29 protein-coding genes are annotated in these 25,890 nt (G+C 38.8%); 16 read left to right on the forward strand and 13 right to left on the reverse strand.

Annotated features, from left to right (window positions below):
• Positions 1-6: 6 nt before the first annotated feature.
• Positions 7-1,569, reverse strand: coding sequence for a L,D-transpeptidase family protein (locus ACJVDH_RS12775; protein ID WP_443943791.1), 1,563 nt, complete (start codon positions 1,567-1,569; stop codon positions 7-9).
• Between the two features lie 276 nt (positions 1,570-1,845).
• On the opposite strand from ACJVDH_RS12775, the gene hisG reads away from it, so the two are divergent.
• The 9 genes from hisG (at position 1,846) to ACJVDH_RS12820 (ending at position 10,294) form a co-directional block, all read left to right on the forward strand.
• Complete coding sequence (gene hisG / locus ACJVDH_RS12780) at positions 1,846-2,697, forward strand: ATP phosphoribosyltransferase (protein ID WP_443943792.1); 852 nt, start codon at positions 1,846-1,848, stop codon at positions 2,695-2,697.
• 70 nt (positions 2,698-2,767) lie between these two features.
• Complete coding sequence (gene hisD, locus ACJVDH_RS12785; RefSeq protein ID WP_443943793.1) at positions 2,768-4,051, forward strand: histidinol dehydrogenase; 1,284 nt, start codon at positions 2,768-2,770, stop codon at positions 4,049-4,051.
• Positions 4,052-4,106: 55 nt separating this feature from the next.
• Positions 4,107-5,147, forward strand: a complete 1,041-nt coding sequence (hisC, locus tag ACJVDH_RS12790) for a histidinol-phosphate transaminase (RefSeq protein ID WP_443943794.1) — start codon at positions 4,107-4,109, stop codon at positions 5,145-5,147.
• A complete protein-coding gene (hisB, locus tag ACJVDH_RS12795) occupies positions 5,147-6,280 on the forward strand; it encodes a bifunctional histidinol-phosphatase/imidazoleglycerol-phosphate dehydratase HisB (protein ID WP_443943795.1) in 1,134 nt (377 codons plus the stop codon). The genes hisC and hisB overlap by 1 nt, the downstream gene beginning before the upstream one ends.
• Positions 6,281-6,364: 84 nt before the next feature.
• Positions 6,365-7,012 carry an imidazole glycerol phosphate synthase subunit HisH gene (gene hisH / locus ACJVDH_RS12800; RefSeq protein ID WP_443943796.1) on the forward strand — a complete coding sequence of 216 codons (648 nt, stop codon included), beginning with the start codon at positions 6,365-6,367 and terminating at the stop codon, positions 7,010-7,012.
• 1 nt (position 7,013) lies between these two features.
• The gene (gene hisA / locus ACJVDH_RS12805) at positions 7,014-7,763 is read left to right on the forward strand and encodes a 1-(5-phosphoribosyl)-5-[(5-phosphoribosylamino)methylideneamino]imidazole-4-carboxamide isomerase (RefSeq protein WP_443943797.1); all 750 of its coding nucleotides are present in this window, start codon (positions 7,014-7,016) and stop codon (positions 7,761-7,763) included.
• Positions 7,764-7,862: 99 nt separating this feature from the next.
• On the forward strand, positions 7,863-8,618 hold the full coding sequence (gene hisF / locus ACJVDH_RS12810) for an imidazole glycerol phosphate synthase subunit HisF (protein WP_443943798.1): 756 nt from the start codon (positions 7,863-7,865) through the stop codon (positions 8,616-8,618).
• Positions 8,619-8,729: 111 nt separating this feature from the next.
• Complete coding sequence (gene hisIE / locus ACJVDH_RS12815) at positions 8,730-9,332, forward strand: bifunctional phosphoribosyl-AMP cyclohydrolase/phosphoribosyl-ATP diphosphatase HisIE (protein WP_443943799.1); 603 nt, start codon at positions 8,730-8,732, stop codon at positions 9,330-9,332.
• A gap of 65 nt (positions 9,333-9,397) precedes the next feature.
• Complete coding sequence (locus ACJVDH_RS12820; protein ID WP_443943800.1) at positions 9,398-10,294, forward strand: WD40 repeat domain-containing protein; 897 nt, start codon at positions 9,398-9,400, stop codon at positions 10,292-10,294.
• A 25-nt stretch (positions 10,295-10,319) separates the two neighbouring features.
• Here the strand turns inward: ACJVDH_RS12820 and ACJVDH_RS12825 are convergent, their stop codons facing one another.
• Both ACJVDH_RS12825 and ACJVDH_RS12830 read right to left on the reverse strand, forming a co-directional pair.
• Entirely contained in the window at positions 10,320-11,039 is a 720-nt protein-coding gene (locus tag ACJVDH_RS12825; protein WP_443943801.1) for a carboxypeptidase-like regulatory domain-containing protein, read from the reverse strand.
• 39 nt (positions 11,040-11,078) lie between these two features.
• Complete coding sequence (locus ACJVDH_RS12830) at positions 11,079-11,864, reverse strand: C40 family peptidase (RefSeq protein ID WP_443943802.1); 786 nt, start codon at positions 11,862-11,864, stop codon at positions 11,079-11,081.
• Between the two features lie 109 nt (positions 11,865-11,973).
• On the opposite strand from ACJVDH_RS12830, the gene ACJVDH_RS12835 reads away from it, so the two are divergent.
• Positions 11,974-12,426 (forward strand): universal stress protein, encoded by a 453-nt coding sequence (locus ACJVDH_RS12835; RefSeq protein ID WP_443943803.1) that lies wholly within the window; start codon positions 11,974-11,976, stop codon positions 12,424-12,426.
• A 326-nt stretch (positions 12,427-12,752) separates the two neighbouring features.
• Here ACJVDH_RS12835 and ACJVDH_RS12840 read toward each other — a convergent pair whose 3' ends face one another.
• The 3 genes from ACJVDH_RS12840 to ACJVDH_RS12850 form a co-directional block, all read right to left on the reverse strand.
• The gene (locus ACJVDH_RS12840; protein ID WP_443943804.1) at positions 12,753-12,962 is read right to left on the reverse strand and encodes a hypothetical protein; all 210 of its coding nucleotides are present in this window, start codon (positions 12,960-12,962) and stop codon (positions 12,753-12,755) included.
• Positions 12,963-13,337: 375 nt separating this feature from the next.
• Positions 13,338-13,562: a hypothetical protein gene (locus ACJVDH_RS12845; protein WP_443943805.1), complete on the reverse strand. Its 225-nt coding sequence runs from the start codon at positions 13,560-13,562 to the stop codon at positions 13,338-13,340.
• A gap of 362 nt (positions 13,563-13,924) precedes the next feature.
• Positions 13,925-14,275 carry a 4Fe-4S dicluster domain-containing protein gene (locus ACJVDH_RS12850; protein WP_443943806.1) on the reverse strand — a complete coding sequence of 117 codons (351 nt, stop codon included), beginning with the start codon at positions 14,273-14,275 and terminating at the stop codon, positions 13,925-13,927.
• 78 nt (positions 14,276-14,353) lie between these two features.
• On the opposite strand from ACJVDH_RS12850, the gene ACJVDH_RS12855 reads away from it, so the two are divergent.
• The 5 genes from ACJVDH_RS12855 to dnaJ all read left to right on the forward strand — a co-directional run bounded on the left by ACJVDH_RS12855 (position 14,354) and on the right by dnaJ (position 18,285).
• A complete protein-coding gene (locus ACJVDH_RS12855; protein ID WP_443943807.1) occupies positions 14,354-15,370 on the forward strand; it encodes an acyl-CoA reductase in 1,017 nt (338 codons plus the stop codon).
• A 56-nt stretch (positions 15,371-15,426) separates the two neighbouring features.
• The gene (locus ACJVDH_RS12860) at positions 15,427-15,630 is read left to right on the forward strand and encodes a fructose-6-phosphate aldolase (protein ID WP_443943808.1); all 204 of its coding nucleotides are present in this window, start codon (positions 15,427-15,429) and stop codon (positions 15,628-15,630) included.
• 1 nt (position 15,631) lies between these two features.
• Positions 15,632-16,315, forward strand: coding sequence for a cell division ATP-binding protein FtsE (locus ACJVDH_RS12865; RefSeq protein WP_443943809.1), 684 nt, complete (start codon positions 15,632-15,634; stop codon positions 16,313-16,315).
• Between the two features lie 127 nt (positions 16,316-16,442).
• Complete coding sequence (locus ACJVDH_RS12870) at positions 16,443-17,024, forward strand: nucleotide exchange factor GrpE (protein WP_443943810.1); 582 nt, start codon at positions 16,443-16,445, stop codon at positions 17,022-17,024.
• Between the two features lie 97 nt (positions 17,025-17,121).
• On the forward strand, positions 17,122-18,285 hold the full coding sequence (dnaJ, locus tag ACJVDH_RS12875; RefSeq protein WP_443943811.1) for a molecular chaperone DnaJ: 1,164 nt from the start codon (positions 17,122-17,124) through the stop codon (positions 18,283-18,285).
• 46 nt (positions 18,286-18,331) lie between these two features.
• Here dnaJ and ACJVDH_RS12880 read toward each other — a convergent pair whose 3' ends face one another.
• Positions 18,332-18,829: a hypothetical protein gene (locus ACJVDH_RS12880; protein ID WP_443943812.1), complete on the reverse strand. Its 498-nt coding sequence runs from the start codon at positions 18,827-18,829 to the stop codon at positions 18,332-18,334.
• Positions 18,830-19,001: 172 nt separating this feature from the next.
• On the opposite strand from ACJVDH_RS12880, the gene ACJVDH_RS12885 reads away from it, so the two are divergent.
• On the forward strand, positions 19,002-19,901 hold the full coding sequence (locus ACJVDH_RS12885) for a Ppx/GppA phosphatase family protein (RefSeq protein WP_443943813.1): 900 nt from the start codon (positions 19,002-19,004) through the stop codon (positions 19,899-19,901).
• A gap of 114 nt (positions 19,902-20,015) precedes the next feature.
• Here the strand turns inward: ACJVDH_RS12885 and ACJVDH_RS12890 are convergent, their stop codons facing one another.
• The 6 genes from ACJVDH_RS12890 to fucP all read right to left on the reverse strand — a co-directional run bounded on the left by ACJVDH_RS12890 (position 20,016) and on the right by fucP (position 25,806).
• On the reverse strand, positions 20,016-20,795 hold the full coding sequence (locus ACJVDH_RS12890; protein ID WP_443943814.1) for an SDR family oxidoreductase: 780 nt from the start codon (positions 20,793-20,795) through the stop codon (positions 20,016-20,018).
• 91 nt (positions 20,796-20,886) lie between these two features.
• Positions 20,887-21,216, reverse strand: coding sequence for an L-rhamnose mutarotase (locus ACJVDH_RS12895; protein ID WP_443943815.1), 330 nt, complete (start codon positions 21,214-21,216; stop codon positions 20,887-20,889).
• Positions 21,213-22,061 (reverse strand): fumarylacetoacetate hydrolase family protein, encoded by an 849-nt coding sequence (locus ACJVDH_RS12900; RefSeq protein ID WP_443943816.1) that lies wholly within the window; start codon positions 22,059-22,061, stop codon positions 21,213-21,215. Before ACJVDH_RS12900 ends, ACJVDH_RS12895 begins: the two co-directional genes overlap by 4 nt.
• A 46-nt stretch (positions 22,062-22,107) precedes the next feature.
• Complete coding sequence (locus ACJVDH_RS12905; protein WP_443943817.1) at positions 22,108-22,872, reverse strand: SDR family NAD(P)-dependent oxidoreductase; 765 nt, start codon at positions 22,870-22,872, stop codon at positions 22,108-22,110.
• Positions 22,873-22,889: 17 nt separating this feature from the next.
• A complete protein-coding gene (locus ACJVDH_RS12910; RefSeq protein ID WP_443943818.1) occupies positions 22,890-24,527 on the reverse strand; it encodes a UxaA family hydrolase in 1,638 nt (545 codons plus the stop codon).
• Between the two features lie 10 nt (positions 24,528-24,537).
• On the reverse strand, positions 24,538-25,806 hold the full coding sequence (fucP, locus tag ACJVDH_RS12915) for an L-fucose:H+ symporter permease (RefSeq protein WP_443943819.1): 1,269 nt from the start codon (positions 25,804-25,806) through the stop codon (positions 24,538-24,540).
• Positions 25,807-25,890: the final 84 nt, after the last annotated feature.

Below are 25,890 nucleotides of genomic sequence, written 5' to 3' on the forward strand. Positions count from 1 at the left end.
AGGCTTCTACCTAAATTTCTTTGTGGCAACCCAAAGTTTTTCGTCCATGCCATAGACATCGGGACGATATTGGATCTGATCATTTTGAGACCATGCCGTGAAATAAGTAATCAATAATGGAATTTGTTTTTTAGGCGCAAACCATGCAGGTTTCAATTGAAAAGATTTTGTTGTATCGGCTTTTTGCGCCAAACGTTTTTTGTACCACTTCACATGCGTACTATCAATGGGTGGCAAATCGACTTCCGCTCTAAGCTTATCATAAGTATAAGAATCTCTAACGAGCAACTCTGCAAACTGCAAAGGTTTTTCGATACGAACGCAACCATGACTAATGGCACGATTACTCAAATTAAATCCGTTTTTATTATTCGTATCGTGTAGATAAATACTGGAGCTGTTGTCAAAAATAAATTTAAACTTGCCCAATGCATTTCCGCCACCAGAACCTTGCTTAAATTTAAAGGGCAATTTATCTCGCGAGTATCGGTTCCAGTTTATGGTATCTGGCTCACCAATTAATTTATCTTTATAGTACACTTTAATGTTGCTGTTAGAAAGGTAGTATGGATCTTTTCTTGCCATCCAATAAATTTCACTTTGCGCAATACTCACCGGAATATTCCATATCGGATTTGCTTGTATTGAGTTAATTTTACTAAACAATAATGGCGTTTCATGATTCTTCGGTTTATCGTCCAGATTGCCTGATTTTGCAAAGGCTTTTAGCTTGTCTTCGTAACCATTTTCGCGCTTCCCGCCTACACAAACTTTCATGGTAATTACGGTATCTTTTTTATCAAACCATGTAAGTTTAAAATCGGGAATATTCACTTGTACAAAGTTCTCTCCGGTTTCCGGAAGTTGCCACCGTAAACGTTCCATATTCACAAATAAAATTCGCTTTTCAAAATCCTCTTTTGCATTCAAAAAAGCAGTTTGCAATAAACGATATTGTTCAGATTTTGGTTGAACATTGCGAAGTGTATCTGCAATATTTTCGGTATCTAAAATCCGGCTCATACCAATACTATCCGGGCGCTTTACCTTGATGTAATACCTGGAAAAAATACCACGTGGATTTACCGCACCAAACTTCAGATAATTGGTATAATTCAAATAGGCATTTGCCGATAACAATTCCAATTTGGCCAGCACAGCATAACTCTCTGAAACTTTCTTAAATTTATTAGAAGAAAGCTCCTCAAGTAGTGTTTCAATTTCCTCAACTTTAAAGATTTTTGGATTAAAACCATGTTGATTGCTGCTTTTTAAATAATGCGTAAGCGAATCTAACTGGCCGTTTACATAAAAACGGGTAATTAAAATAGGCTCTGAATGGTGTTCTGTATAAAAGGCTTTTATGGTTTTAGGATTGATAAACCCAACTGACAGACTATCTCTGGTTTTGACAAAAACACTGTCAAATGCTACAGTATCAAAATCTTTATAGATTTTGTTCTTGAAATGCTCAGACAACACTTTTCCGATTTCAGGAGGCGTTTTAAACCATCCACATGCAGAAATACTCAGTACGAAGGGAATTATTAGAATACGATAACTTTTCAAAACGATAAATTTTAATGAAGGAATGAGCGCATTTGGAACCAATAACACGATAAAATCAAATTAAGTGCCATATTTTTTTGTTTTAAGTTTTCAATGTATATATTTGCCATCGCCTATCAGCTAAAGTATTGATACAAGCGCAAATAATTTTATGAACTTAATTTTGAACCATCACTTACATCTACACCATCGCCGATAGGCGATGATATATGTTTGTTTTGTACTTCAAAACTTTTTTCCGTAAAATATTTTCTTGTTCACTCTATATTCAATACTTTGAAAACACTTAAAATTGCTATCCAAAAATCGGGTAGGTTAAACGAAAAATCTGTAGAAATCCTTAAAAACTGTGGTTTATCCTTCGAAAACTACAAAAGTTCACTCATTTCAACAGTTACCAACTTTCCATTAGAAATTCTTTTCCTTCGTGATGATGATATTCCCGAATATGTACAGGATGGAATTGCTGACTTAGGTATTGTTGGCGAAAACGTAATTGTAGAAACCAAAGCCCACGTAAGTTACCTGCAAAAATTAGGTTTCGGAAAATGCACTCTTAAAATTGCAGTTCAGGCCACAAGTGCAATTCAGAATCTGGAGGAGTTGAATGGTAAAGCCATCGCAACCTCTTACCCCGTAATTCTTGAAAAATTTCTGACAGAAAAAAATATTAATGCCGATATCAGAACCATTTCCGGATCTGTAGAAATAGGACCAGGACTTGGCCTAAGTGACGCCATTTTTGATATCGTTTCTACCGGCGGCACATTAAAAAGCAACGGACTAAAACCCTTTGCAGATGTGATGAAATCTGAAGCAGTTTTGATCGGAAATAAATCCATTGCAGACCATCCAGAAGTTGCAGAATTACTCCAGAGAATCCGCTCTGTACTCAGCGCAAAATCCAACAAATATGTTGTACTGAATGTATCAAAAGATAACCTTCAAAAAATTGTAGATTTACTTCCAGGAGTTAAAAGTCCGACAGTAGTTCCGCTCTTTGAACCAGACTGGGTTGCTGTACATTCTGTAATTGCAGAAGAAGATTTCTGGGATAAAATTAATGCACTGAAAGCCGCAGGAGCTGAAGGAATTTTAGTGATGCCAATCGAAAAAATCATCCAGTAAGAACGTTAATAATTGTTGTTAAAACAGCAGAAACCACATTAACTATTAGTTAATTTTAATTTTTAACACATTGAAAGTCTACAATTATACAGATTTATCTAAATTAAAAGTTGAAGAACTCATTTCCCGACAAATTGAGGACGATAAACTTGTTGAAGAGCGCGTTACGAGTATCATAGAAAGCGTTCAAAAAGACGGCGATAAAGCACTTTATAACTTTGCAAAAATCTTTGATAAAGTTGAATTAGGCAAGCTCTTTTTAGACGCCGAAGAACTCCGTTCTATTGCAGCGTCGATACCTGAAGAGGCAAAAAAAGCAATTGATATTGCCTACAATAACATCAAAAAATTCCATGCCAGCCAGACCAAAACGGAAGATCAAATAGAAACGATGCCGGGCGTGGTGTGCTGGCGCGAAACGCGCGCGATAGAAAAAGTAGGACTCTATATTCCAGGCGGAAGCGCTGTGTTACCGAGTACATTTTTAATGCTTGCTACACCCGCAAAACTTGCTGGCTGCACAGAAATCATTGTGTGTTCGCCGCCGCAGGAAGATGGTAAAACCAATTGCTACCTCGCCTATTGCGCAGTCTTATCGGGCATAGAAAAAATATACCTTGCGGGCGGTGCTCAGGCTGTTGCGGCAATGGCTTTTGGAACAGAAACTATTCCACAGGTTTATAAGATTTTCGGACCCGGAAACCGATATGTAACAGTGGCCAAAACCAAAGTACAAAATAAGGTGGCGATTGACATGCCAGCTGGCCCATCTGAAGTTTTAGTGGTGGCCGATGATACTGCCAATCCGTCATACGTGGCCGCAGATCTGTTAGCCCAGGCAGAACATGGAGCTGATAGTCAAGCCGTATTGGTTTCTAATTCATTAAAAATTATAGATCAGGTTATTGAACAGATTGGTATTCAAGTTAATGAATTGCCAAGAAAAGATATTGCAGCCAAAGCTATAGCAAATTCTTATTGCTTACAGGTTTCAGATTTAAAGGAAGCAATGAATTTTTCCAATCTGTATGCACCTGAACATTTAATTTTAGCAACAGATCATTTTGAAAACCTTATTCCACTGATTTCCAGTGCCGGATCTGTTTTCTTAGGAAATTTAACTCCGGAAAGTGCTGGCGATTATGCCTCCGGAACCAACCATACCCTACCAACAAGCGGCTTCGCAAAAGCGTATTCTGGTGTCTCCTTAGACGCATTTACAAAGAAAATTACCTTTCAGCATCTTTCCAAAGCAGGATTAAACAATATTGGAGATACCGTAGAGATCCTCGCAGCAGCAGAAGGTTTGGAAGCGCACAAAAATGCAGTGACCATAAGAAGGAAGGACCTTTAAATAATTAAAAAAACAAATCGTCTGGATTTTAAACTTCAGACCATCAACGATAATCATGGACATTAACGAATTAGTACGAGAAAATATAAAAAACCTTCGTCCCTACTCTACCGCACGTGACGAATTTAAAGGTCAGGCTTCCATTTTTCTGGACGCTAATGAGAACAGTTATGGATCTCCGCTGCCGGCAGATTATAACCGATATCCAGATCCTTTACAATTGGACCTTAAAGACGCACTCAGCAAAATAAAAGGCGTTCCAATAGAAAATACTTTTCTAGGTAATGGTAGCGATGAAGCGATAGATTTATTATTTCGCGTGTTTTGTAATCCCGGAAAAGACAATGTAATTATCCTTCCGCCAACGTACGGAATGTATGAGGTTTGTGCCAACATAAATGATGTAGAAGCGCGCAAAGTAAACCTGCTTCCAAACTATCAGTTAGACCTCGAAAAAATTGCTGAAACGATAGATAAAAACACCAAAATAATTTTCATTTGTTCGCCAAATAATCCGACAGGAAATTCAATAAATCGCACAGATATTGAAACCATACTAGCCAACTTTAAAGGTATAGTTGTGATTGATGAAGCGTACATAAATTATGCAAAACAAAAGACCTTTATACAAGAGTTAACAGAGTATGCAAACCTGGTTGTTTTGCAAACTTTTTCTAAAGCCTGGGGGCTTGCAGCTTTACGTTTGGGTATGGCATTTTCATCTACAAAAGTAATCGATTTATTAAACAAAGTTAAGCCACCTTACAACATTAATCAGGCAACTCAGGATCTCGCTTTTGAAGCGTTAAAAAACATCGATCAAGTGAACCAATGGATACGGGAATCTGTAGCAGAAAGAGCGCAACTTTCTAAAGAATTATCAGCACTAGAATTGGTTAAAAAAGTGCATCCATCTGATGCCAATTTTATACTTGCAGAAGTAACAAATGCACAACAGATTTATGACCGTTTGGTAGATGAAGGAATTATTGTTAGAGACCGATCAAAAGTTACCCTTTGCGAAGGTTGTTTACGCTTTACAGTTGGCACCAAAGAAGAGAATCAAAAATTACTAAACGTTTTAAAAAATATATAATGAAAAAGGTATTGTTTATCGATCGGGATGGAACACTTAATATAGAACCAGACGACGAGCAAGTAGACAGTTTTACCAAGCTCAAATTTTATCCACGCGCTTTGTATTATTTGTCTAAAATTGCGCACGAAATGGATTATGAATTGGTGATGGTAACCAATCAGGATGGATTGGGAACAGCATCAAATCCGGAAGAAAATTTCTGGCCAATCCATAATTTTATGCTCGATACTTTTGCTGGTGAAGGTGTACAATTTAGCGAGATTGTAATAGACAGAACTTTCGCAAAAGACAATGCGCCTACCCGTAAACCTGGAACTGCTTTGTTGACCAAATATCTGGCTGGCGATTATGATTTACAAAATTCTTATGTAATTGGCGATCGTTTAAATGATGTTATTCTGGCAAAAAATCTGGGGGCAAAAGCAATCTTCTTACGTCAGAACGATGCACTCGGATCTGCAGAAGCACTGGATAAACACGAAACCTTATTGGATATTATTATTTTGGAAACCCAAAAATGGGAAGACATTTATAATTTATTAAAAGCCGGAAGCAGGAAGATTAACCACATCCGCAAAACAAATGAAACAGATATTACGATAAATTTGGATTTGGATGGAACGGGTAAAGCGAAAATTGAAACCGGATTAAATTTCTTCGATCATATGCTGGATCAAATTGCCAGACACGGAAGTGTTGATCTGGAAGTAATAGCCAAAGGCGATTTACATATTGATGAACACCACACTATTGAAGATACCGGAATTGCGCTTGGCGAAGCCTTTGCTAAAGGTTTGGGTAACAAATTAGGTATTGAACGTTATGGCTTTTGTTTGCCAATGGACGATTGCCTTGCGCAGGTTGCTATTGATTTTGGCGGCAGAAACTGGATTGTTTGGGATGCAGAATTTAAGCGCGAGAAAGTTGGCGATATGCCTACAGAAATGTTTTATCATTTCTTCAAATCTTTCAGCGATGCGGCAAAATGCAATCTAAATATTAAAGCAGAAGGCGAAAATGAACACCATAAAATTGAAGCGATTTTCAAAGCGTTTGCTAAAGCCATAAAAATGGCCATAAAACGCGACGCCGAAAAAATGGTATTGCCAAGCACTAAAGGAATGTTATAAGCCCCAGCCCTCCCAAGGGGATCTAATGACCACAGGAAGAAGACAATTTAGTTAACTGTCACTCTTTAAAAATGAGGATAAATTATGCAAACAGATATGAACGATAGAAATTCAACTCCCCCTTCAGGGGGCGGGGGGCTAATTGGAATAGTAAATTACGGAGCAGGCAATATTTTTTCTTTAAAAGCTGCGCTTGATCGGTTAAACCTTCAATACGGAATGGTAAATACAGAAACAGATTTAGATCAGTTTAGCCACATTATCATTCCTGGTGTTGGCCACGCCGGCGCTGCTATGGAAAAATTAAAGGCGACTGGAATGGTTGAAGCTTTAACAAAATTAACCAAACCTGTTTTAGGCATTTGTGTGGGTATGCAGCTGATTACAGAACATTCTGAAGAAGGTGATGCGAAACTTTTAGCTATTGTTCCTGTTAAAACGAAGAAATTTGATAAATCCCTGAACATCAAAGTTCCGCATATGGGTTGGAATGCTGTTCAGGTAAAAAACAATGCCTTATTTAAAGGAATAGAAGATAATGCGCATTTTTACTTCGTTCATTCGTACTTTATTGAATATAACCCTACTTTTGATATTGCATCTGCCGATTACGGTTTAAAATTTTCGGCAGCAGTACAAAGAGACAATTTTTACGGCGTACAATTTCACCCTGAAAAATCGGGGAAAGCCGGAGAAAAAGTATTAAAAAATTTTTCAAACATAAGCTTATAAGATGTACATAATACCTGCTATTGATATTTTGGATGGAAAAGTAGTGCGCTTGCGCGAAGGTGACTACAACCAGAAAACGGAATATGATGTTTCTATTGCCGAAATGATCGAAAGATACCGCTCTAACGGAACAGATTTCATCCATATTATTGACTTGAATGGTGCGAAAGGGGATTTCAGCAATCAAAAGTCATTGTTCGAAATCATCAAAAAAACCGAAATGAAAGTTCAATATGGTGGCGGTATCCGAACCATTGAACAGGTAAATAACTTACTTGATGCAGGCATTCATCGTGTTATTGTAGGCACACAGGCCATCACAAACCCGGATTTTTTACCTCAACTGAGCGAAACTTTTGCAAAAAAAGACGATTATGCAAACAGAATTGTTATCGCTATTGATGTGCTGGACGAAGTAATCAAATACTCTGGATGGATGGAAAGCTCGCCGATGAAACTCATGGACTATGTAGACAAATGTTTGCAACTGGGTTTTTTCCGCTTTTTGTGTACAGACATCAATAAAGATGGAAAACTTGGAGGCGCCGCAGTAGAATTGTATCAAAAACTACTGGAACATTCGCCATTTATTAAACTAATCGCATCTGGCGGAGTAAGTTCTATGGACGATATTAAAGACCTTGCTAAACTAGACGTACGAAGTGTAGTTGTAGGGAAAGCAATTTATGAAAACCGCATCACTATTGAGGAAATTAAAGAATGGAATTTGAAAGCTTTGAGTTCAATTTAAGCCCCACGAAACTAAAGTAAATCGTCATTGCGAGGTACGAAGCAATCTTTCATGCTAAACAGATTGCTTCGTACCTCGCAATGACTGAGCCCAAGAAAAATGTTAAGTAAAAGAATAATTCCATGTCTAGACGTTAAAGATGGTCGAACCGTAAAAGGCGTAAATTTTGTTGATTTACGTGATGCCGGAGATCCTGTAGAACTTGCAGCTCAATATGCGCAACAAGGTGCAGATGAACTCGTTTTTCTCGATATAACGGCAACACATGAACGCCGTAAAACAATGATTGAAATGGTCAAATCCGTTGCGCGACAGTTGAATATACCGTTCACCATTGGCGGAGGAATAACCGAACTCGCAGATGCAGAAGCCTTATTAAATGCCGGAGCTGATAAAATCAGTATCAATTCTGCTGCAGTACGCAATCCGCAGTTAATCGAAGATTTGGCAAAAGCTTTCGGCGTACAATTTGTTGTACTCGCTGTAGATACCAAACATGTAAATGGAAGAAACATGGTTCACCTCAACGGCGGCCGATTGATTACAGAACTTGAAACAGAAAACTGGATCAGACAAGCCGAAGATTTAGGAGCCGGAGAAATCCTTCTCACATCAATGGATCACGACGGCACCAAGTCAGGTTTTGATTGTAATTTGCTTAGTAAAGTAAATGAAATGATCAATATCCCGATTATCGCATCGGGCGGAGCCGGAAACATGCAACATTTTACAGAAGTATTCCAGAATGCAAATGTAGATGCAGCTCTAGCCGCTTCCGTATTTCATTATGGCGAAATTCTGATACCAGATTTAAAACAGGAATTAAAAAAGAATAATATTCCGGTAAGGATATAATAATAAACTCGTCATTGCGAGCTACGAAGCAATCTTAATACAATGGATTAAAAACCAAGTACAACTGCTAAGGCTACTTTTGAATCTTAAAATGACGGAAAGATCATAAAAATGACTATCGATATCAATTCCCTTGATTGGGAAAAAACGGCTGGTTTGCTGCCCGTAATTATTCAGGATTATAAAACCCTTGAAGTATTAATGCTTGGTTATATGAATGCTGAGGCTTTAGAAAAAACCCAGGCAGAAGGAAAAGTTACGTTCTTTTCTCGGTCTAAAAACCGCTTGTGGACGAAAGGCGAAACCAGCAATAACTTTTTATATGTTAAAGAGATTTTTAAGGATTGTGATAACGATACAATACTGATTAAGGCAGATGCTGTTGGTCCAACTTGCCACACAGGAAGCCGCAGTTGTTTTGCAACCGATTTTAATCAGAATTTCATCTTTGAATTGGAGAATATCATTACCGATCGATATGAAAATCCTGTTGAAGGTTCGTATATCAATAAAATGCGCAGCAAAGGTTTAAACAAAATTGCCCAAAAAGTTGGCGAAGAAGGTGTAGAAACCGTAATTGCAGCCCTTGCAGAGACTGAAGAAGAATTTATTGGTGAAGCATCTGATCTTGTTTTTCATCTTTTATTTTTACTGAAGGAAAAAGGATTGTCTATTCAGGATATTGCGAAAAATTTGGAGAAAAGACATCAATAAAGTGAGCGCTGAAGGGTTTACATATCCTTCAACCTTACCCCCATTCACCTTCCAGCCTTACACACATGCTTAAACACTTAAAAACCCTTTCTGGTCATCAAAACCCTATTTATGCTTTAGCTTTATCTGATGAAGAAAACTTGTTTTACAGCGCAGGTAATGATAAAGGCGTTGTAGAATGGTCATTGGAAGAAATGGCTTTTGTGAAGGTTAAAATGCCTGTACAAAGCTCAGTTTATTGTCTTCACCAGCACAACAATCAACTTTTTGTAGGCGAACGCAGCGGTGCATTTAGCGTGTATGATCTTAAACAACAAAAGGTCATTGTCCGCGTCAATGCACATACCAAACCAATCTTCGACATTAACACCGTTAATTCTAAGCATGAACTGATCACAACAGGCGAAGACGGGACGGTTGCCATTTGGTCTTTAAATGATTTTGAAGAAATCTATCGCTTTCAGGCGGCGTATGATACCGTGAGAACAATTGCAATTTCTCCAGACGAAACGGAAATTGCTTTTGGATGTAAAGATCATTTGGTTAAAATCTACAATCTTTCGGATTACAGTTTGAAACGAAACCTCCATGGTCACACCATGCCTGTAACCTCGTTGGCCTATCATCCAGAAGGAAAATATTTAATTTCCGGAAGTCGGGACGCGCAACTAAAAATCTGGAATTTACCAGATTATGAATTGCAGCAAAGTATTGCCGCACATATGTTTACGGTTTATACGATTGTTTTTCATCCGTATTTACCCATTTTTGCAACAAGCAGCCAGGATAAAAGCATTAAGATCTGGGACGCAGAAAACTTTAAACTTTACAAAATTTTAAGTTTGGAGAAAACTGAAACCGGCCACACACATTCTATCAATACATTATTGTGGAGCGTAAGCGGAAAACACTTAATTTCTACCGGAGACGATAGACAGGTTATGGTTTGGGAATTGGAATAATAGTCCTTTTAGCTAATTTCTATTGCTAAGCCCTAAATATGCTAAAAAACTTACGCATAAGCGTTGGTTCTTTCACTAACCCAAAACCGCCCAAAATAGAACTGTCCATTTTCATTTTAATTAAGGTATTTGTTTTATTCAGATTTAACTTAACTTCTTTACTTTCATAACCTATATACCTTATTTCTAAGAACACTTTATCTTTAAATTGTGCTTTGTTTAACCTAAACTCAAACACGCCATTTTCACCTGTTGTCGCCGTTATTTTACTATTTTTCACTTTCACAAGCGCACCGATGATTGGCGAATCGTCAGTCCCATCAACCAGTTTACCGCGAAGAACGAAGACATCGCCGTCACTGCTTTTTTTTTCTGCATTTACAATATGCGTTTTGTTGTTGTCAAGTTGAATGAATGGAGCGGCAGCGCGCGAAGAGGCATCACCGATTTTGGGCATAACTAGAAATGCCAACAGAGAAGCGGTAAATAATGCAGGTTTAAATCTTCGTAAATTAAGAACTGGTTTTGTCATAATTAGCCGATCGAGCTGTTCCGGATTAAAACGCCCGCAAGCTGTAGATTTGTTGCTTGCAAACCAGTTTTGTAAGTCGACATCAGAAAATTGTGTAAAATCAACTACACTCTTCTGGCATGAACTGCAAAATCTGCCATCAGCTTGTTGTTGCATAGAAGCCCACTTCTCAATACATGGATCGGAAATTTGGATTTTAAATTTTGCAGACATAAGATTTGTTCCTTTTATAATAGGATTCATTGTCACCTCTTATTCCACAAATCTTTTTATAATTCTGAGTTTATGCGTGTATCTGCCCAATTCTTTGCTAAAAATTCCTTGATCATCTATCGGGTCAATTTTAACTTTTGCTGATGAATGGATAATTTCGTTCGCACTCAACATAATGCCAACATGAGTTATTTTTCCCTCATCATTATCAAAAAAAGCAACGTCCCCTGGTTTGCATTCGGCTAAAAAACCAACCAATTCACCTTGTTCTGCCTGCTGTGATGCATCTCTATGCAACTTTATTCCCAGCAATTTAAAAACCACTTGTACAAAACCAGAGCAATCTAATCCAAACAAATGTCTTCCGCCCCATAAATATGGAATGTTCTGAAAAAATTTAGCCGTCTGTTCAACTTCTGTTTTGAAATTTGCCAAGGTTGAATCGTGTGCATCAAATGCGAGTGTAAATGTTTCCTTACCAGCGTAACAAACATTGTCTTCCAGGAAGGGTAAATTGCTAGCCGGACTTAAATGATATACAGTCCCATCTTCTGCTTCGAGTACATTATTGAAATTTAATGGCGCAAGATTTTTGCAATCGTGCATGTCTACAAACTGATCTTGGGATATTAAGGCCAATTGTCTAAAATCAATCCAACCTTGATAAGCGTCGTATCCGTTTTGAATGAGCCACCAACGCTCCTCTTTCTGAATAATTTCTACATGTTCACCAAATAAAAGTTGAGATACAATTTCTGCTTTATCAGAAGGTTCGGCGCGGAGAGGCGCAACAGCAACGCGGCAAATGCCATATTGATTTTCCATTTATTTTGCTCGTATAACTTTTGTAAAACTAATAAATTACCCGAATAGCCCAACATTTTGCCCCTAAAATTGTTATTTCTGTGTTGTGAACATTCACATATGCTCCGCCATGAATTTTAAAAAAATATTAATTGCTGTAGACAACAGCACTTGCTCTGAGAAAGCTGCAAAAGCGGGTTATGATATGGCCGATAAATTTGGTGCTGAAGTAGCGCTTGTAAATATTATTGAACCTGTACCTGCAAACGTAAATCCCGACCTCACACTAGCTCCGGTATTTCTAGAAACCTATGACAACAGCGAGGAGAACAGTCATATTTTACTTAAAGAGATTGAAAATAAATTTGGTAACGATATTAAAACAACATATCTCAGTGTAGTAGATACTGCCGCCCATGGTATTATTCAGCAGTCTGATGAATGGGGCTCTGACTTAATCGTTATTGGGACTTATGGAAGAACCGGTCTTTATCATTTTTTAATGGGAAGTGTGGCCGAACACGTGGCACGTAAATCTGCTTGTCCGGTCTTAATTATTCCAAATAAGTGTGATATTGACTAATTAGGCGTTTTTGTCCAGTGGTTATTGGTTTATTTGGCATGGTAACCTGCTAAAAAAACACATAGAACGTGGTAAAAAACGGAGAAGTAGCGGCGGTGAGCGGAAGAGATTCGACACGGAAACACGGAATACACGGAAAATAATTTCAAAATAGATTGCTTCAGATCGACGCGCAAAATCCAAGCTTGCTGTTCGCAATGACGAAATATTGAGAAAAAGTCTGCTAACTTATGCATTTTCTAAAGCCAAACCACTATCTCTACGTTCCGCTTTTTACCGGCATAGGTATTTTTTGGAAACCACTGTCAAAGCCTAATCATAAACTTTCATAAAAAAATACCAGCCGGCAGTTTTTGGTTCTTTTTGCTGTCAAAAAGAACGAGCCCAAGCGGCGGTGAGCGGAAGAGATTCGCCACGGAAACACGGAATACACGGAAAATAATTTCAAACCGGATTTCTTCACTCTGACGCGCAAAATCCAAGCTGGCTGTTCGCAATGACGAGACGTAGATCAAGCGGCGCGCTGTTTTGCGCATTTTCTAAAGCCAAACCTCGATCACTACGTTCCGCTTTTTACCGGCATAGGTATTTTTTGGGAACCACTGTCAAAGCCTAAGCAGAAACTTTCATAAAAAAATCCCAGCCGGCAGTTTTTGGTTCTTTTTGCTGTCAAAAAGAACGAGCCCAAGCGGCGGTGAGCGGAAGAGATTCGCCACGGAAACACGGAATACACGGAAAATAATTTCAAACGAGATTGCTTCACTCTGACCCGCAAAATCCAAGCTTGCTGTTCGCAATGACGAAATATTGAGAAAAAGTCTGCTAACTTATGCATTTTCTAAAGCCAAACCACCATCTCTACGTTCCGCTTGTTACCGGCATAGGTATTTTTTGGGAACCACTGTCAAAGCCTAAGCAGAAACTTTCATAAAAAAAATACCAGCCGGCAGTTTTTGGTTCTTTTTGCTGTCAAAAAGAACGAGCCCAAGCGGCGGTGAGCGGAAGAGATTCGCCACGGAAACACGGAATACACGGAAAATAATTTCAAACCAGATTGCTTCACTCTGACCCGCAAAATCCAAGCTTGCTGTTCGCAATGACGAGACGTAGATCAAGCGGCGCGCTGTTTTGCGCATTTTCTAAAGCCAAACCACGATCTCTGCGTTCCGCTTTTTACCGGAATAGGTATTTTTTGGGAACCACTGTCAAAGCCTAAGCATAAACTTTCATAAAAAAATACCAGCCGGCAGTTTTTGGTTCTTTTTGCTGTCAAAAAGAACGAGCCAAAGCGGCGGTGAGCGGAAGAGATTCGCCACGGAAACACGGAATACACGGAATACACGGAAAATAATTTTAAAATAGACTGCTTCACACCAATACACTACACCACAGTTTGAAATGACGAAATGTCGATATCACTTTACTCTAAACTCCCCGACAGTAAACGAAAAAAGTCCTGACTTACGCCAGGACTTTTCTATGTAAATATCTGAAAAGACTAACCTTCCTGGTGTAACCAGGCTTTCTTAGCCAATAATTCTTCTTCTGTTTCGCGGATATCTTCATCATCCACGCAACAATCCACCGGACAAACCGCAGCGCACTGTGGCTCATCATGAAATCCTTTACACTCTGTACATTTATCCGATACGATATAATATACTTCATCAGAAACCGCATCTTGAGTAGCATCTGCCTCAATTTGTTGATTACCAAAATCGATAACTCCCTCCAGGTTAGTTCCGTCAGAAAAACGCCATGCAGTACCGGCATCATAAATTGCATTATTCGGGCATTCCGGTTCGCAAGCCCCACAATTTATACACTCATCTGTTATTTTAATTGCCATGTTTTCGTCTAATTCTTTTGCTTAGTTTACCTTTGCCCTGCAAATATAAGATATAATCACTTAATAATAATTCTAAATATGTCGGCACTAACACATGAGAAAGTAATAATCGCCATTAAGAAATTGGGAGAATTGCTTACAAACCCCACTGACATACTAGGGAATACACTTTACAGTGCAGAAAGCCGTAATGCATGGTTCACAGCAGAGAACATAAAAAAATCTGTTTTGGCTTATGGCGAGATGCTAAATCCTGAGGATATTGATACCTGGGCCACACAAATCCGCTTCAGCTCTAATCCAAAAAAGGTTGGTTTAATACTTGCCGGAAACATTCCCATGGTTGGTTTTCACGATGTTTTATGCGTATTGGCCACCGGAAACATTGCGTTAATTAAACTTTCCTCTTCAGATGATAAACTAATCAAAACTGTCTTAAATGAACTCATTAATATAGAACCCGCTTTTGAACCGCACATTCGATATGTAGAAAGACTGAAAGATTTTGAAGCCGTTATCGCAACTGGCAGCAACAATTCTTCTAGATATTTCGATTACTATTTCAGTAAAGTGCCAAACATTATCCGTAAAAACCGGAATAGCGTAGCCGTTTTAACCGGAAGTGAAAGCAAAGCCGAGATAGAGAAACTTGGTCATGATATTTTTGATTATTTTGGTTTGGGGTGCCGCAACGTTTCAAAAATCTATTTCCCCAAAGGTTATGATATTGCTCATTTATATGAAGGTTTGGAAGTTTTTTTGCCTATAATCAATCATTTCAAATATCAAAATAACTACGATTACAACAAATCTATTTATTTGGTTAATGCGGCAAAACATTTCGATAATGGTTTTTTATTGTTAAAAGAAGATGAAAATATGGCTTCTCCCCTTGCTGTTCTTTTTTACGAGGAATATGAAAATGAAGAAACTTTGTCAGAAGTTTTAAGAACCAAGCAAGATGATATTCAATGCATTGTAACCAAAACTACACTGCGATTGCCAACTTTTGAGTTTGGCCAAAGCCAGCATCCCAAACTTTGGGATTATGCAGACAATGTAAATACAGTAGAATTTCTGAACGGGATTGCCTGATATAAAAAACCTGGCGAGTTTTAGCTTATCGTTTTGAAATGCTATTTTTGGACAGAATGTATATCATTAAAGTAAAAGGCATAGCCAAAATTCCCGATTATGTTCAGCTTCGGGACGATAAGTTTACACTTTTGGCTTATTTTCGGGTAGATCGTCCGGATAAATCTCTGGACAAACTTGGTCTTGGAGATAAACTCGATTACATTATGGAAGTTGTTAAAGGTTTGCCTTTCGGGCAAATTGCAAAATTAGAAATATAACATGGCAGGAAACGCAGTAATTCATTTAAGTAATGTTGATGTTTTTCAACAAAAAAACTTAGTCCTTTCAAACGTAAACCTACATATAGAGCAAGGCGAATTTGTATTCCTGATTGGAGCAACCGGATCTGGAAAAAGTAGTTTACTTAAAATTTTATATGGCGATTTACACATCGGAAACGGAAATGGCAATATTGCAGGTTTCGACCTGAAAAATCTTCGCGAAAACCAGGTTCCCTTTTTGCGCCGTAAATTGGGTGTTGTTTTTCAGGATTTTCAATTGCTTACTGACAGAACTATCGAAAAAAACCTCGAATTTGTATTGAAAGCAACAGGTTGGAAAGATGAGAAACTGATTAATGAACGCATTAAAGACGTTTTGGATAAAGTTGGTTTGCGTTCTAAAATTAAAAAAATGCCACATGAAATTTCAGGTGGTGAGCAACAAAGAATTGTAATTGCACGGGCATTGTTAAATGATCCGGAAATTATTTTGGCAGATGAGCCTACGGGAAACCTTGATCCGGAAACATCAGAGGAAATCGTTACGTTGTTAAAACAAATCAGCCAGAATGGAACTGCCGTTTTAATGGCCACACACGATTACCACATTATTAGAAAAAACCCTTCACGCATTATAAAATGCGACAACGGACTGGTGCATGCAGATGCACAAATTGTATAATTATAGCTGACAAACGTCAGTCAATCAGCCAAACTGTTAGATGGATTTAAGATTATTCTGACAGCTTGGCTGATTTCCGTTTATGGCAAAATAGTTGAGACCCAAACAAAAAATTCAGCCTCCAATTATGTTTAATAAGAAGAAAAATCAAGATAAAGAAGAAAATATAATGAATACTGAAAATCCATCGGAAAACCCTGCTGATCAGGTAGAAAATACTGATGCAATCCCTAATGAAACCGAACAGGCTCCAGAATTATCTGCCGAAGAAAAATTACAGGCAGAAGTTCAACAGCTAAACGATAAATATTTACGCCTATACGCAGAATTTGACAACTATAAAAGACGTACTCAAAAAGAACGTGTAGAATTGTTGCAAACCGCAGGTAAAGATGTAATTGTGTCTATGTTGCCTGTTCTTGATGATTTTGATCGTGCGTTAAAAGCTATGGAAACTGCTGCCGATCTTGCACCAGTAAAAGAAGGCGTTAATTTGGTACACCATAAAATTAAAAACATTTTAGGTCAGAAAGGTTTGAAAGAAGTGGAAAGCATTAACAAAGATTTTGATACTGATTTTCACGAAGCCATTACCAACATCCCCGCACCAACTGAAGACCTTAAAGGAAAAGTAATTGACGAGGTTGAAAAAGGTTATACTTTAAATGACAATGTAATCCGCTTTGCGAAAGTAGTAGTTGGAGCATAAATTAATTATTGAATGTGTGAATTTTGAATGACGTTTATGGCTTTTAAGCTGTTTTTATCATTCCTTTTTCCCAATATTCAATTATTTTAATATAAAGATGAGTAAAAGAGATTATTACGACGTACTGGGCGTTAGCAAAAGTTCTTCTGCCGATGAGATAAAGAAAGCTTATCGTAAAATGGCAATCAAATATCACCCGGATAAAAATCCTGGAGATAAGGTTGCTGAAGATAATTTTAAGGAAGCTGCAGAAGCTTACGAAGTGTTAAGCAGTCCGGAGAAAAAGCAACGTTATGACCAATTTGGACATGCTGGCGTGGGCAGCAGTGCATCTGGCGGATACGGTGGCGGAAATATGAATATGGACGATATCTTCAGCAACTTCGGAGATATTTTTGGTGGACACAATCCTTTCGAAAGCTTTTTCGGTGGTGGCGGTGGTGGCCAGCAACGTGGCGGCCGCAGAGTTGCAAAAGGTACAAATCTTCGAATCAAAGTAAAACTTACTCTTGAAGAGATTGCACACGGCGCAGAGAAAAAGATAAAAGTTAATAAACTTGTTGTTTGTAAAACCTGCGATGGTTCTGGCGCTAAAGATAAATCATCTGTAAGCACATGTAACACTTGCGGTGGTAGCGGGCAGGTACGCCGTGTAACCAATACCATTTTAGGGCAGATGCAAACTGCATCTACTTGCCCAACTTGTAATGGTAGCGGACAGCAGATTACGTCAAAATGTACTGTTTGTCATGGCGATGGTGTTGTTCGTGGCGAAGAAACCATTACCATCAATATTCCTGCTGGCGTAAGCGAAGGTATGCAGTTGAGCATGAGTGGTAAAGGAAATGCAGCACCTAATGGCGGTATCCCTGGTGATTTGATTATTTTAATTGAAGAAGTACAGCACGAAACCTTGAAACGCGAAGGAAATAACATTGTTTACGATCTTCATTTAAGTTTTGTGGATGCAGCGCTGGGTATGAGCATTGAAGTGCCAACGATTGACGGAAAAGCAAAAATCAAAATAGAACCAGGTACACAAAGTGGAAAATTGTTGCGCTTAAAAGGTAAAGGACTTCCAGAAGTAAATTCTTACCATAGAGGTGATGAGATTATCCACATCAATATCTGGACGCCGAAAGCCTTGAGTAGCGAAGAACGTAATGTTTTAGAAAAACTGCGCGAATCGCCAAATTTCAAGCCGCAACCGGGCAAAAATGAAAAGAATTTCTTCGAAAGAATGAAAGAATATTTTGAATAAAAATTTAACAAAACGCTCCAATCGGAGCGTTTTGTTTTTTATAAAATTAAGAAATAACGTAAAAGAAATTACCAATATACGAGGTAATAATTCCTTCTCCTTTCGCCGCCGGTTGTTGATTAATAACCAAATTTTCTACTTTTCTGGTACTCTCGTTATACTTTAATGTAAGCAACAGAGGCTCTGCATTTCCCAATTTTAGGTAAAATGGAGACCCGGATTTTGCCAGATTTATAATTTCATAGGCAGTAATCTGATAAAAATCAAACTTTTCAGTTGGCGATATATTTACTGGTTTCTGGATATAAATTTTAGATATTTGCTCTGCTCCATTGCTACTTTTGGTATACAATTTAATCTGACTTTCAGATAAAGCACCGTTGGTAGCCGGATTAAGCAAATCTTCGCCCTGCACATTTTTGATTATCAGAGTTAAAGCAGGTTCTGGAAGTGGTGAGCAGGCACAAATATTGCCTTCTCCATTTTTTTTGCAGGCTAAATTCACTAAGAATAAAACCGCGAGTAGAAAGATTGTCTTTTTCATAAGCGTTTTAGTCAAATGTAATGATTATCAATAAAGTAGATATTAAATCTTCAAAAAATCAGTCAAATGAACAAAATGACTCTTTCAATCGTACGGACTAAAATTTACTTTCTATATCTGGCAGATTGCTTTATGGCTTAATTTTTATCGATATTTACCAAAAAATCAATTTATGCGTATTGCTGCCATCGACCTCGGAACGAACACTTTTCACCTCATTATTGCAGAAAAAGAAAACGACAAAATCGAAATCATTTATAAAACAAATTCTCCGGTAAGGCTGGGCGAAGGCAGATTAAACGACAACATTATTATTGATGCAGCATTTGATCGCGGATTAAAGCAATTAAAAGAATTTAGCAATACACTGAAAGAATTTAATGTAACACAATGTAGAACCACAGGCACATCGGCGATTCGCAGTGCCAGTAACGGACAGGATTTTGTGAAACAGGTAAAACTGGAGACCGGAATAGATATTGACATTATTTCTGGCGATGAAGAAGCTGCTTTGATATTTGAAGGCGTAAAAGCCAGCGGCTCTATTAGCGGAAATTCTTTAATTATGGATATTGGCGGCGGAAGCACAGAGTTTATTCTCTGCAACAATGACGGCCTAATCTGGAAGAAAAGTTACAATATTGGTGCAGCCAGATTGATGCAAAAATATTTCCATTCTGATCCTTTAAGCCGAGTTGATGAAGAGAATATCTTGAAACACTTGCGGGAGGAACTTTCCGATTTGCAAAACATTTGCGCCGAATATAAACCGGAAACGCTCATCGGCTCTGCCGGCGCTTTTGAAACTTTTGCGGGCATGCTTTACCCTGATTTGGATACGAAGAAAATAAAGTCTGCTCAGATTGATTTCCGTTCTTATCGTGAGCTTGCGGCAAAATTCTTAACCTCTACACATGCCGAACGTGAAAACATGCCGGGTTTGATTCCATTAAGAGTAGATATGATTGTAATGGCTGCATTACTCACCAATTATGTACTGGAGATCTCTGCGATAAAAGCCATTAAATTGTCTACTTACGATTTAAAAATGGGTGTCTTGTATTCTTTATAAAAATATTTCGAGCGTAGCGAGAAACCTAACGGAACAAACCTTTAAGTTGCAAGTTTTCAAATAGATTTCTCCGCCTGAAAAAGGCATTCGAATTGACGCAGGCTGCTAGATAATTTATAGTGCGCGATCCAGGTGTACATAACCGCCATCCACGTGAATGAGCTGACCTGTTGTATGGCTAGATCTTTCTGAAAGTAAAAACACTACCATATCTGCAATCTCTTCTACCTTCGTCATACGTTGTTCAAATGGAATTTTTTCGGTAATGGATTTCAATTTTTCTTCCGGGTGTTCAAACGTACTGATCCAGGTTTTGTATAACGGTGTCATCGCTTCAGCTACAATTACAGCATTAACACGAATTCCATAAGGCAAAAGCTCTACCGCCCATTCTCGTGTTAACGCGTTCCGACTTCCGTTTGCAGCCGCATAGCCAGACGTTCCGCCCTGACCGGTTTCTGCTGTTTTGCTACCGATATTAACGATTGTTCCTATACTTGCTTTCAGCGCAGGAAGTGCATAATGTACCAAAAGATAATAGTGCACAACATTTTTGTGCAACGATTCTATAAATCCCTCATAAGTGCCGTTTTCAAGTCCTACACCATCATTTACTCCAGCATTATTTACCAAACCATCAATGCGCCCGTATTTTTGCAATACTGTATCTATAACCTCCTTGCAACTGTCAGGTTTTGTAAGTTCTGCGGTTACATAATCGGCTTTCAAACCTTCGGTTTCTAAACTTGCACAGAGTTTTTGATTATCGGCTTCGTTGCGGCCGATCACAATTGGAAACGCATTTTCGCTTGCCAATGATTTTACAATTGCTTCTCCTATCCCTTTTGCGCCGCCACTTACAATAACAATCTTATCTTTTAAATGAAGGTTCATCTTACTTGTTTAATAGGCGTACAACAGGCAATAAATTGTATGCCCTGTTGCCGCTCCATGTTAATTTGGGTGTTTAAATTTTTATTATTTCTTAAAGCGCGAAAATTCGATCCATCAAAATCCATTTCTCGCCTTTTTTTGCCGTTGGCAATGCCTGTTGGTAATTCCACATGAGTGTTTCCCATTTCTGTACAACAGGATTTGCTTCATCGGCATCGGCTTTTGCTTGAAAAGAAAAGCGATCGTTAACCTCCATAATCATAAATAGTCGGTTTGCTGTTCTGTAAATTTCACAGACTTCTACACCAGCACCTCGAATACTTTCTATAATTTCTGGCCAAACAGCCTGATGATATTGCTCATATTCGGCAATGCGCGAAGCATCATCAATCAGATCTAGCGCAAAACAAAATCTTCTCATACGTAAGCCTTGACGTGTTGTCTGCTGGAACCAAGTCCGTCTATACCCAACTCTACAACATCACCTGGTTTTAGATACCAAGGCTCTGGCTTTTGGCCCAAACCTACGCCTGCAGGGGTTCCGGTTGTAATAATATCTCCTGGAAGAAGTGTCATAAACTGGCTCACATAATGAATCAGAAACGGAATATTGAAGATTAAGTTAGAGGTATTGCCATCCTGAAGAATCTGATCATTTACCTTTAACCATAAGCGCAGATTATGTACATCTTCAATTTCGTCCTGCGTAGCGATAAATGGGCCAATCGGTGCGAAAGTGTCGCAACTTTTCCCTTTTACCCATTGTCCGTTGCGTTCAAGCTGAAATTCCCTTTCGCTATAATCGTTATGCAGAACATAACCGGCAACATGCTTAAGCGCATTTTCTTCCGTAACATAAGTAGCTTTTTTTCCAATTACAATAGCCAGTTCTACTTCCCAATCGGTTTTTACGCTATTTTTTGGGATTGTCAAATCGTCATTTGGGCCAACGATTGCAGAAGTAGCTTTAAAGAATAAAATTGGCTCTTTGGGTATCGCTGCATTTGTTTCTGCAGCATGATCTTTATAATTAAGTCCGATACACACAATTTTTGACGGGCGTGTAAGCGGAGCAGCCAAGCGAACAGCTGCATCTACCTTTGGCAGATGAGCAGTTTTAATTTTTTCTGCCAATTGCTGAATACCGTTGCCGGCAAAAAATGCTTCATTATAATCGTCTACAAATGCAGAAGTATCGTAATAATTTCCATCAATGAATACTCCTGGTTTTTCTTGTCCTTCGTCGCCAAATCTTATCAGTTTCATTTCTTATTTTTTTATGGGATGATATAGAACCATCTGTTCATCGTGATTAATTGTTTAATGTTGTAAACCCGCCATCAATCGGATAGTCGCAACCGGTAATAAATGCAGACTCATCGCTACACAAGTAAAGTGCCAGACCTGCAACTTCTTCTGGTTTGGCCATTCGGCCGATGGGTTGTGTTTTAGACAACTTCTGAAACATTTCTTCCACATTATCCGGATAATTGTTTTTTAAAAATCCATCTACAAATGGAGTGTGTACACGTGCCGGAGATATAGAATTACACCGAATGTTTTCTGCAATATAATCTTTTGCTACGCTCATTGTCATGGCTTTTACCGCACCTTTTGCAGTGCTATACGCAAAGCGATCTGGAATGCCAACCAAAGCTGCAATTGATGCCATATTTAAAATTACGCCACCATTATTTTTCCGCAACTGCGGGATAGCTGAGTATAAACAATTGTAAACTCCTTTTACATTTACCTCCATAATGCGGTCAAAATCAGCTTCTGAAGTGTTATCTACCTTACCAACATGTGCAATTCCGGCATTATTAACCAGGATATCAATTGCTCCAATGGTTTCAAAAACTGCTTTCACCTCATTATGGCTGGCAACATTGCAACCATAAACAAAAGCAACTTTACCTAAGGTCTCTATCTCATTAAGCGTATCTTGCGCATGCGCCGCACTCAATTCTATAATGTGCACTTCTGCTCCCTGGCGGGCTAATGTTATTGCTATGGCTTTGCCAATTCCGCTTCCGCCACCTGTAATTACTGCTTTTTTATGAGTTAACTGAAACATATTATCTGTTGTTAAAATTATAAACTTACTCCCCGCTTCCAAGGAATAAAATCATCCTGATTGAGTTGAACGGCCTTCGGAATTTCATCGCCACTGGCCACTTTAATACAATATTCTAGTATATCTTCGCCCATTTGCATAATATTTTTCTCTCCCCGAATTACCGGACCCGTATCAATATCTATAATATCGGACATTCTCTTTGCCAATGCAGAATTGGTTGCTACTTTAATTGTTGGGCAAACCGGATTTCCTGTTGGTGTGCCCAAACCTGTTGTAAACAAAATTAATGTTGCTCCGGCAGCGGCTTTCCCGGTTGTAGCTTCTACATCGTTGCCGGGTGTGCACACCAAACTTAAACCCGGTTTGGTTGCCGGCTCGGTGTAATCCAGAACATCAACAACTGGCGAACTCCCCGCTTTTTTTGCTGCACCGGCAGATTTAATTGCATCTGTAATTAAACCGTCTTTGATATTTCCCGGAGATGGATTCATGAAAAAACCCGATCCAACTTTATGTGCCAGTTCATCGTATTCCGTCATCAAACGGATAAACTTCTCTGCAGTTTCACGATTTACAGAACGATCAATCATTTCTTGCTCTACACCGCACAATTCAGGAAACTCTGCCAACAAAACTTTAGCGCCTAAAGTCACCAGCAAATCGGCACAATGCCCCACAGCAGGGTTTGCAGAAATGCCGCTAAAACCATCGCTGCCACCACATTTTACGCCAACGCAGAGTTTGCTTAAAGGCGCATCTTTACGTTCAATCTTATTGATTTCGATCAATCCGTCAAAAGTCTGTGCAATGGCTTGCTGTATAAGTTCCTCTTCACTCTGTGCCTGTTGCTGCTCAAAAATCAACAATGGTTTATCGAAAAACGGGTTTCTGGCATACAAGTCATTACGAAAATTGGATACCTGCAAATGTTGGCAACCTAAGCTCAGTAACGTTATACCGGCCACATTTGGATGATCAGCATATGCCGCAAGAAGATTGCTCAGCAGATCAGCATCCTGGCGCGTTCCGCCGCAACCACCACTGTGGTTCAGAAATTTAATGCCATCAATATTTTTAAATATGCGCGCAGATTTCAAATCCTGAACGGGTGCAAAAGAAACCTCGTGAATATCTTCGCCCTTTTTCAGCGCATCTGCCAATTGGTTGGCATAGTGTTTATATTTATCATCTACAGAATAGCCAAGTGCGCCATAGAGTGCATCTTTAATTACATCCAGATTTCTATTTTCACAAAATACGGTTGGGATAAACAACCAGTAATTTGCCGTTCCTACCTGTCCGTTATTCCTATGGTATCCTTTAAAAGTTCTGTGTTGATATGCACCTACATCAGGCACATTCCATTGGTAATCTATCCTTCTGTAGCCATAAGGCTCTGCAGCATGTTTGGTGTTTTCTGTATTCATCACTGAACCGGCAACCAGATCAAACTGCGTTTTACCAACCAAAACACCATACATAAAAACTTCTGTTCCGGACAGCATATCGTGCATAAAAAATTTGTGTTTTGCCGGTATATCGTTTTGCAGAAGGTAATCTGTTCCGTCGTAATGCACAACCTCGTCCTTACTTAGATTTGTTAACGCAACCAATACATTGTCTTGATTGTTTATTTTGATGACTTTATTCATGTTAATTTATTTATTGAGGTTTGTAACCGGATTTTCCAAAGTAGAAAACAACCAGAAAACAAATCAATGGAACGATATATCCATATTGAATACTTCCGGAGAGATCGGAAATATAACCTAAACCTAGCGGAAGAATTGCCCCGCCTACAATAGACATTACAATTAAAGACGATGCAATTTTTGTAGCGTTGCCTACTCCTGTTATTCCGAGAGAAAATATTGTCGGAAACATAATCGACATAAAAAATGCAATTCCGATTAAAGCGTAAACCGTTATTAAACCTTGCCCGAAAATGGCAACCAACGATAGAATGACACAGATAACGGCGTAAATCATCAAAAGTTTATTGGGTGCCAGGTATTGCATGAAAAATGTGCCGGCGAAACGGCCGAGCATGAAAGCCAACCCTGCACCGCCAGAATACCATGCAGCAGCTTCGAGTGTTAAACCTGCCGATACTGTTACGAAACGGACAAAAAAACTGAGTACACAAACCTGCGCACCAACATAAAAAAACTGAGCTACAATGCCCCAGCGCAATTGTTTAAATTTTAATGCGTCAAGAATATTTGATTCCTGATCTGTAGACTTGCTTTTGATATCCGGAAGCTTCGTAAACAGAAAAAGAATAATGACCAATAAAATGGCAAAACCCAAAACAGTATACGGCCCTTTTACACTTGCTGCCTCTGTAGTCACATATTGATCATAGGCCGCGGCAGACATGGCCTTAATTTGTTCTTCAGTTTCTGTAGAACCTGTAAAGATAAATTTCGACCCAATAACGGGCGCTAAAAATGCAGCCAGACCGTTAAACGATTGTGAAAAATTTAAGCGCTGTGTAGCGGTGTTTTCCGGCCCAAGTACAGTTACATAAGGGTTAGCTGCTGTTTCCAGAAAGGCCAGGCCACAAGCTATGATAAACAGCGCACCAAGAAAATAAATGTATGCTTTGGTATCTGCAGCGGGAATAAAAAGAAAAGAACCGACGGCAAAAAGTACCAAACCCAGTAAAATGCCGCTTTTGTAGCCCCATTTTTTCATGACATAACCGGCAGGTAAAGCCATGGCGAAATAGGCAATAAAAATTGAAAAATCTACGAAAGACGATTGAAAATCATTCAATTTAAATGCTTTCCGCAGGTGCGGGATTAAAACTGGATCAAGGTTGTGCACAAATCCCCAAAAGAAAAATAAGCTGGTTACCAAAATTAAAGGAAAAAGGTAAACTTTACCGGAGGAGGAAGATTCAAAAGTATCTGTACTGTTGTGGCTCATTATTTTTTACGTGTGTTTTGTAGTCGAATTTGAATCCGGATTGACTCGGATGATACCAGATATAAACAGGTTTGGAACGAGTTA

Source organism: Pedobacter terrestris (assembly GCF_052343045.1).
Lineage (GTDB): Bacteria > Bacteroidota > Bacteroidia > Sphingobacteriales > Sphingobacteriaceae > Pedobacter.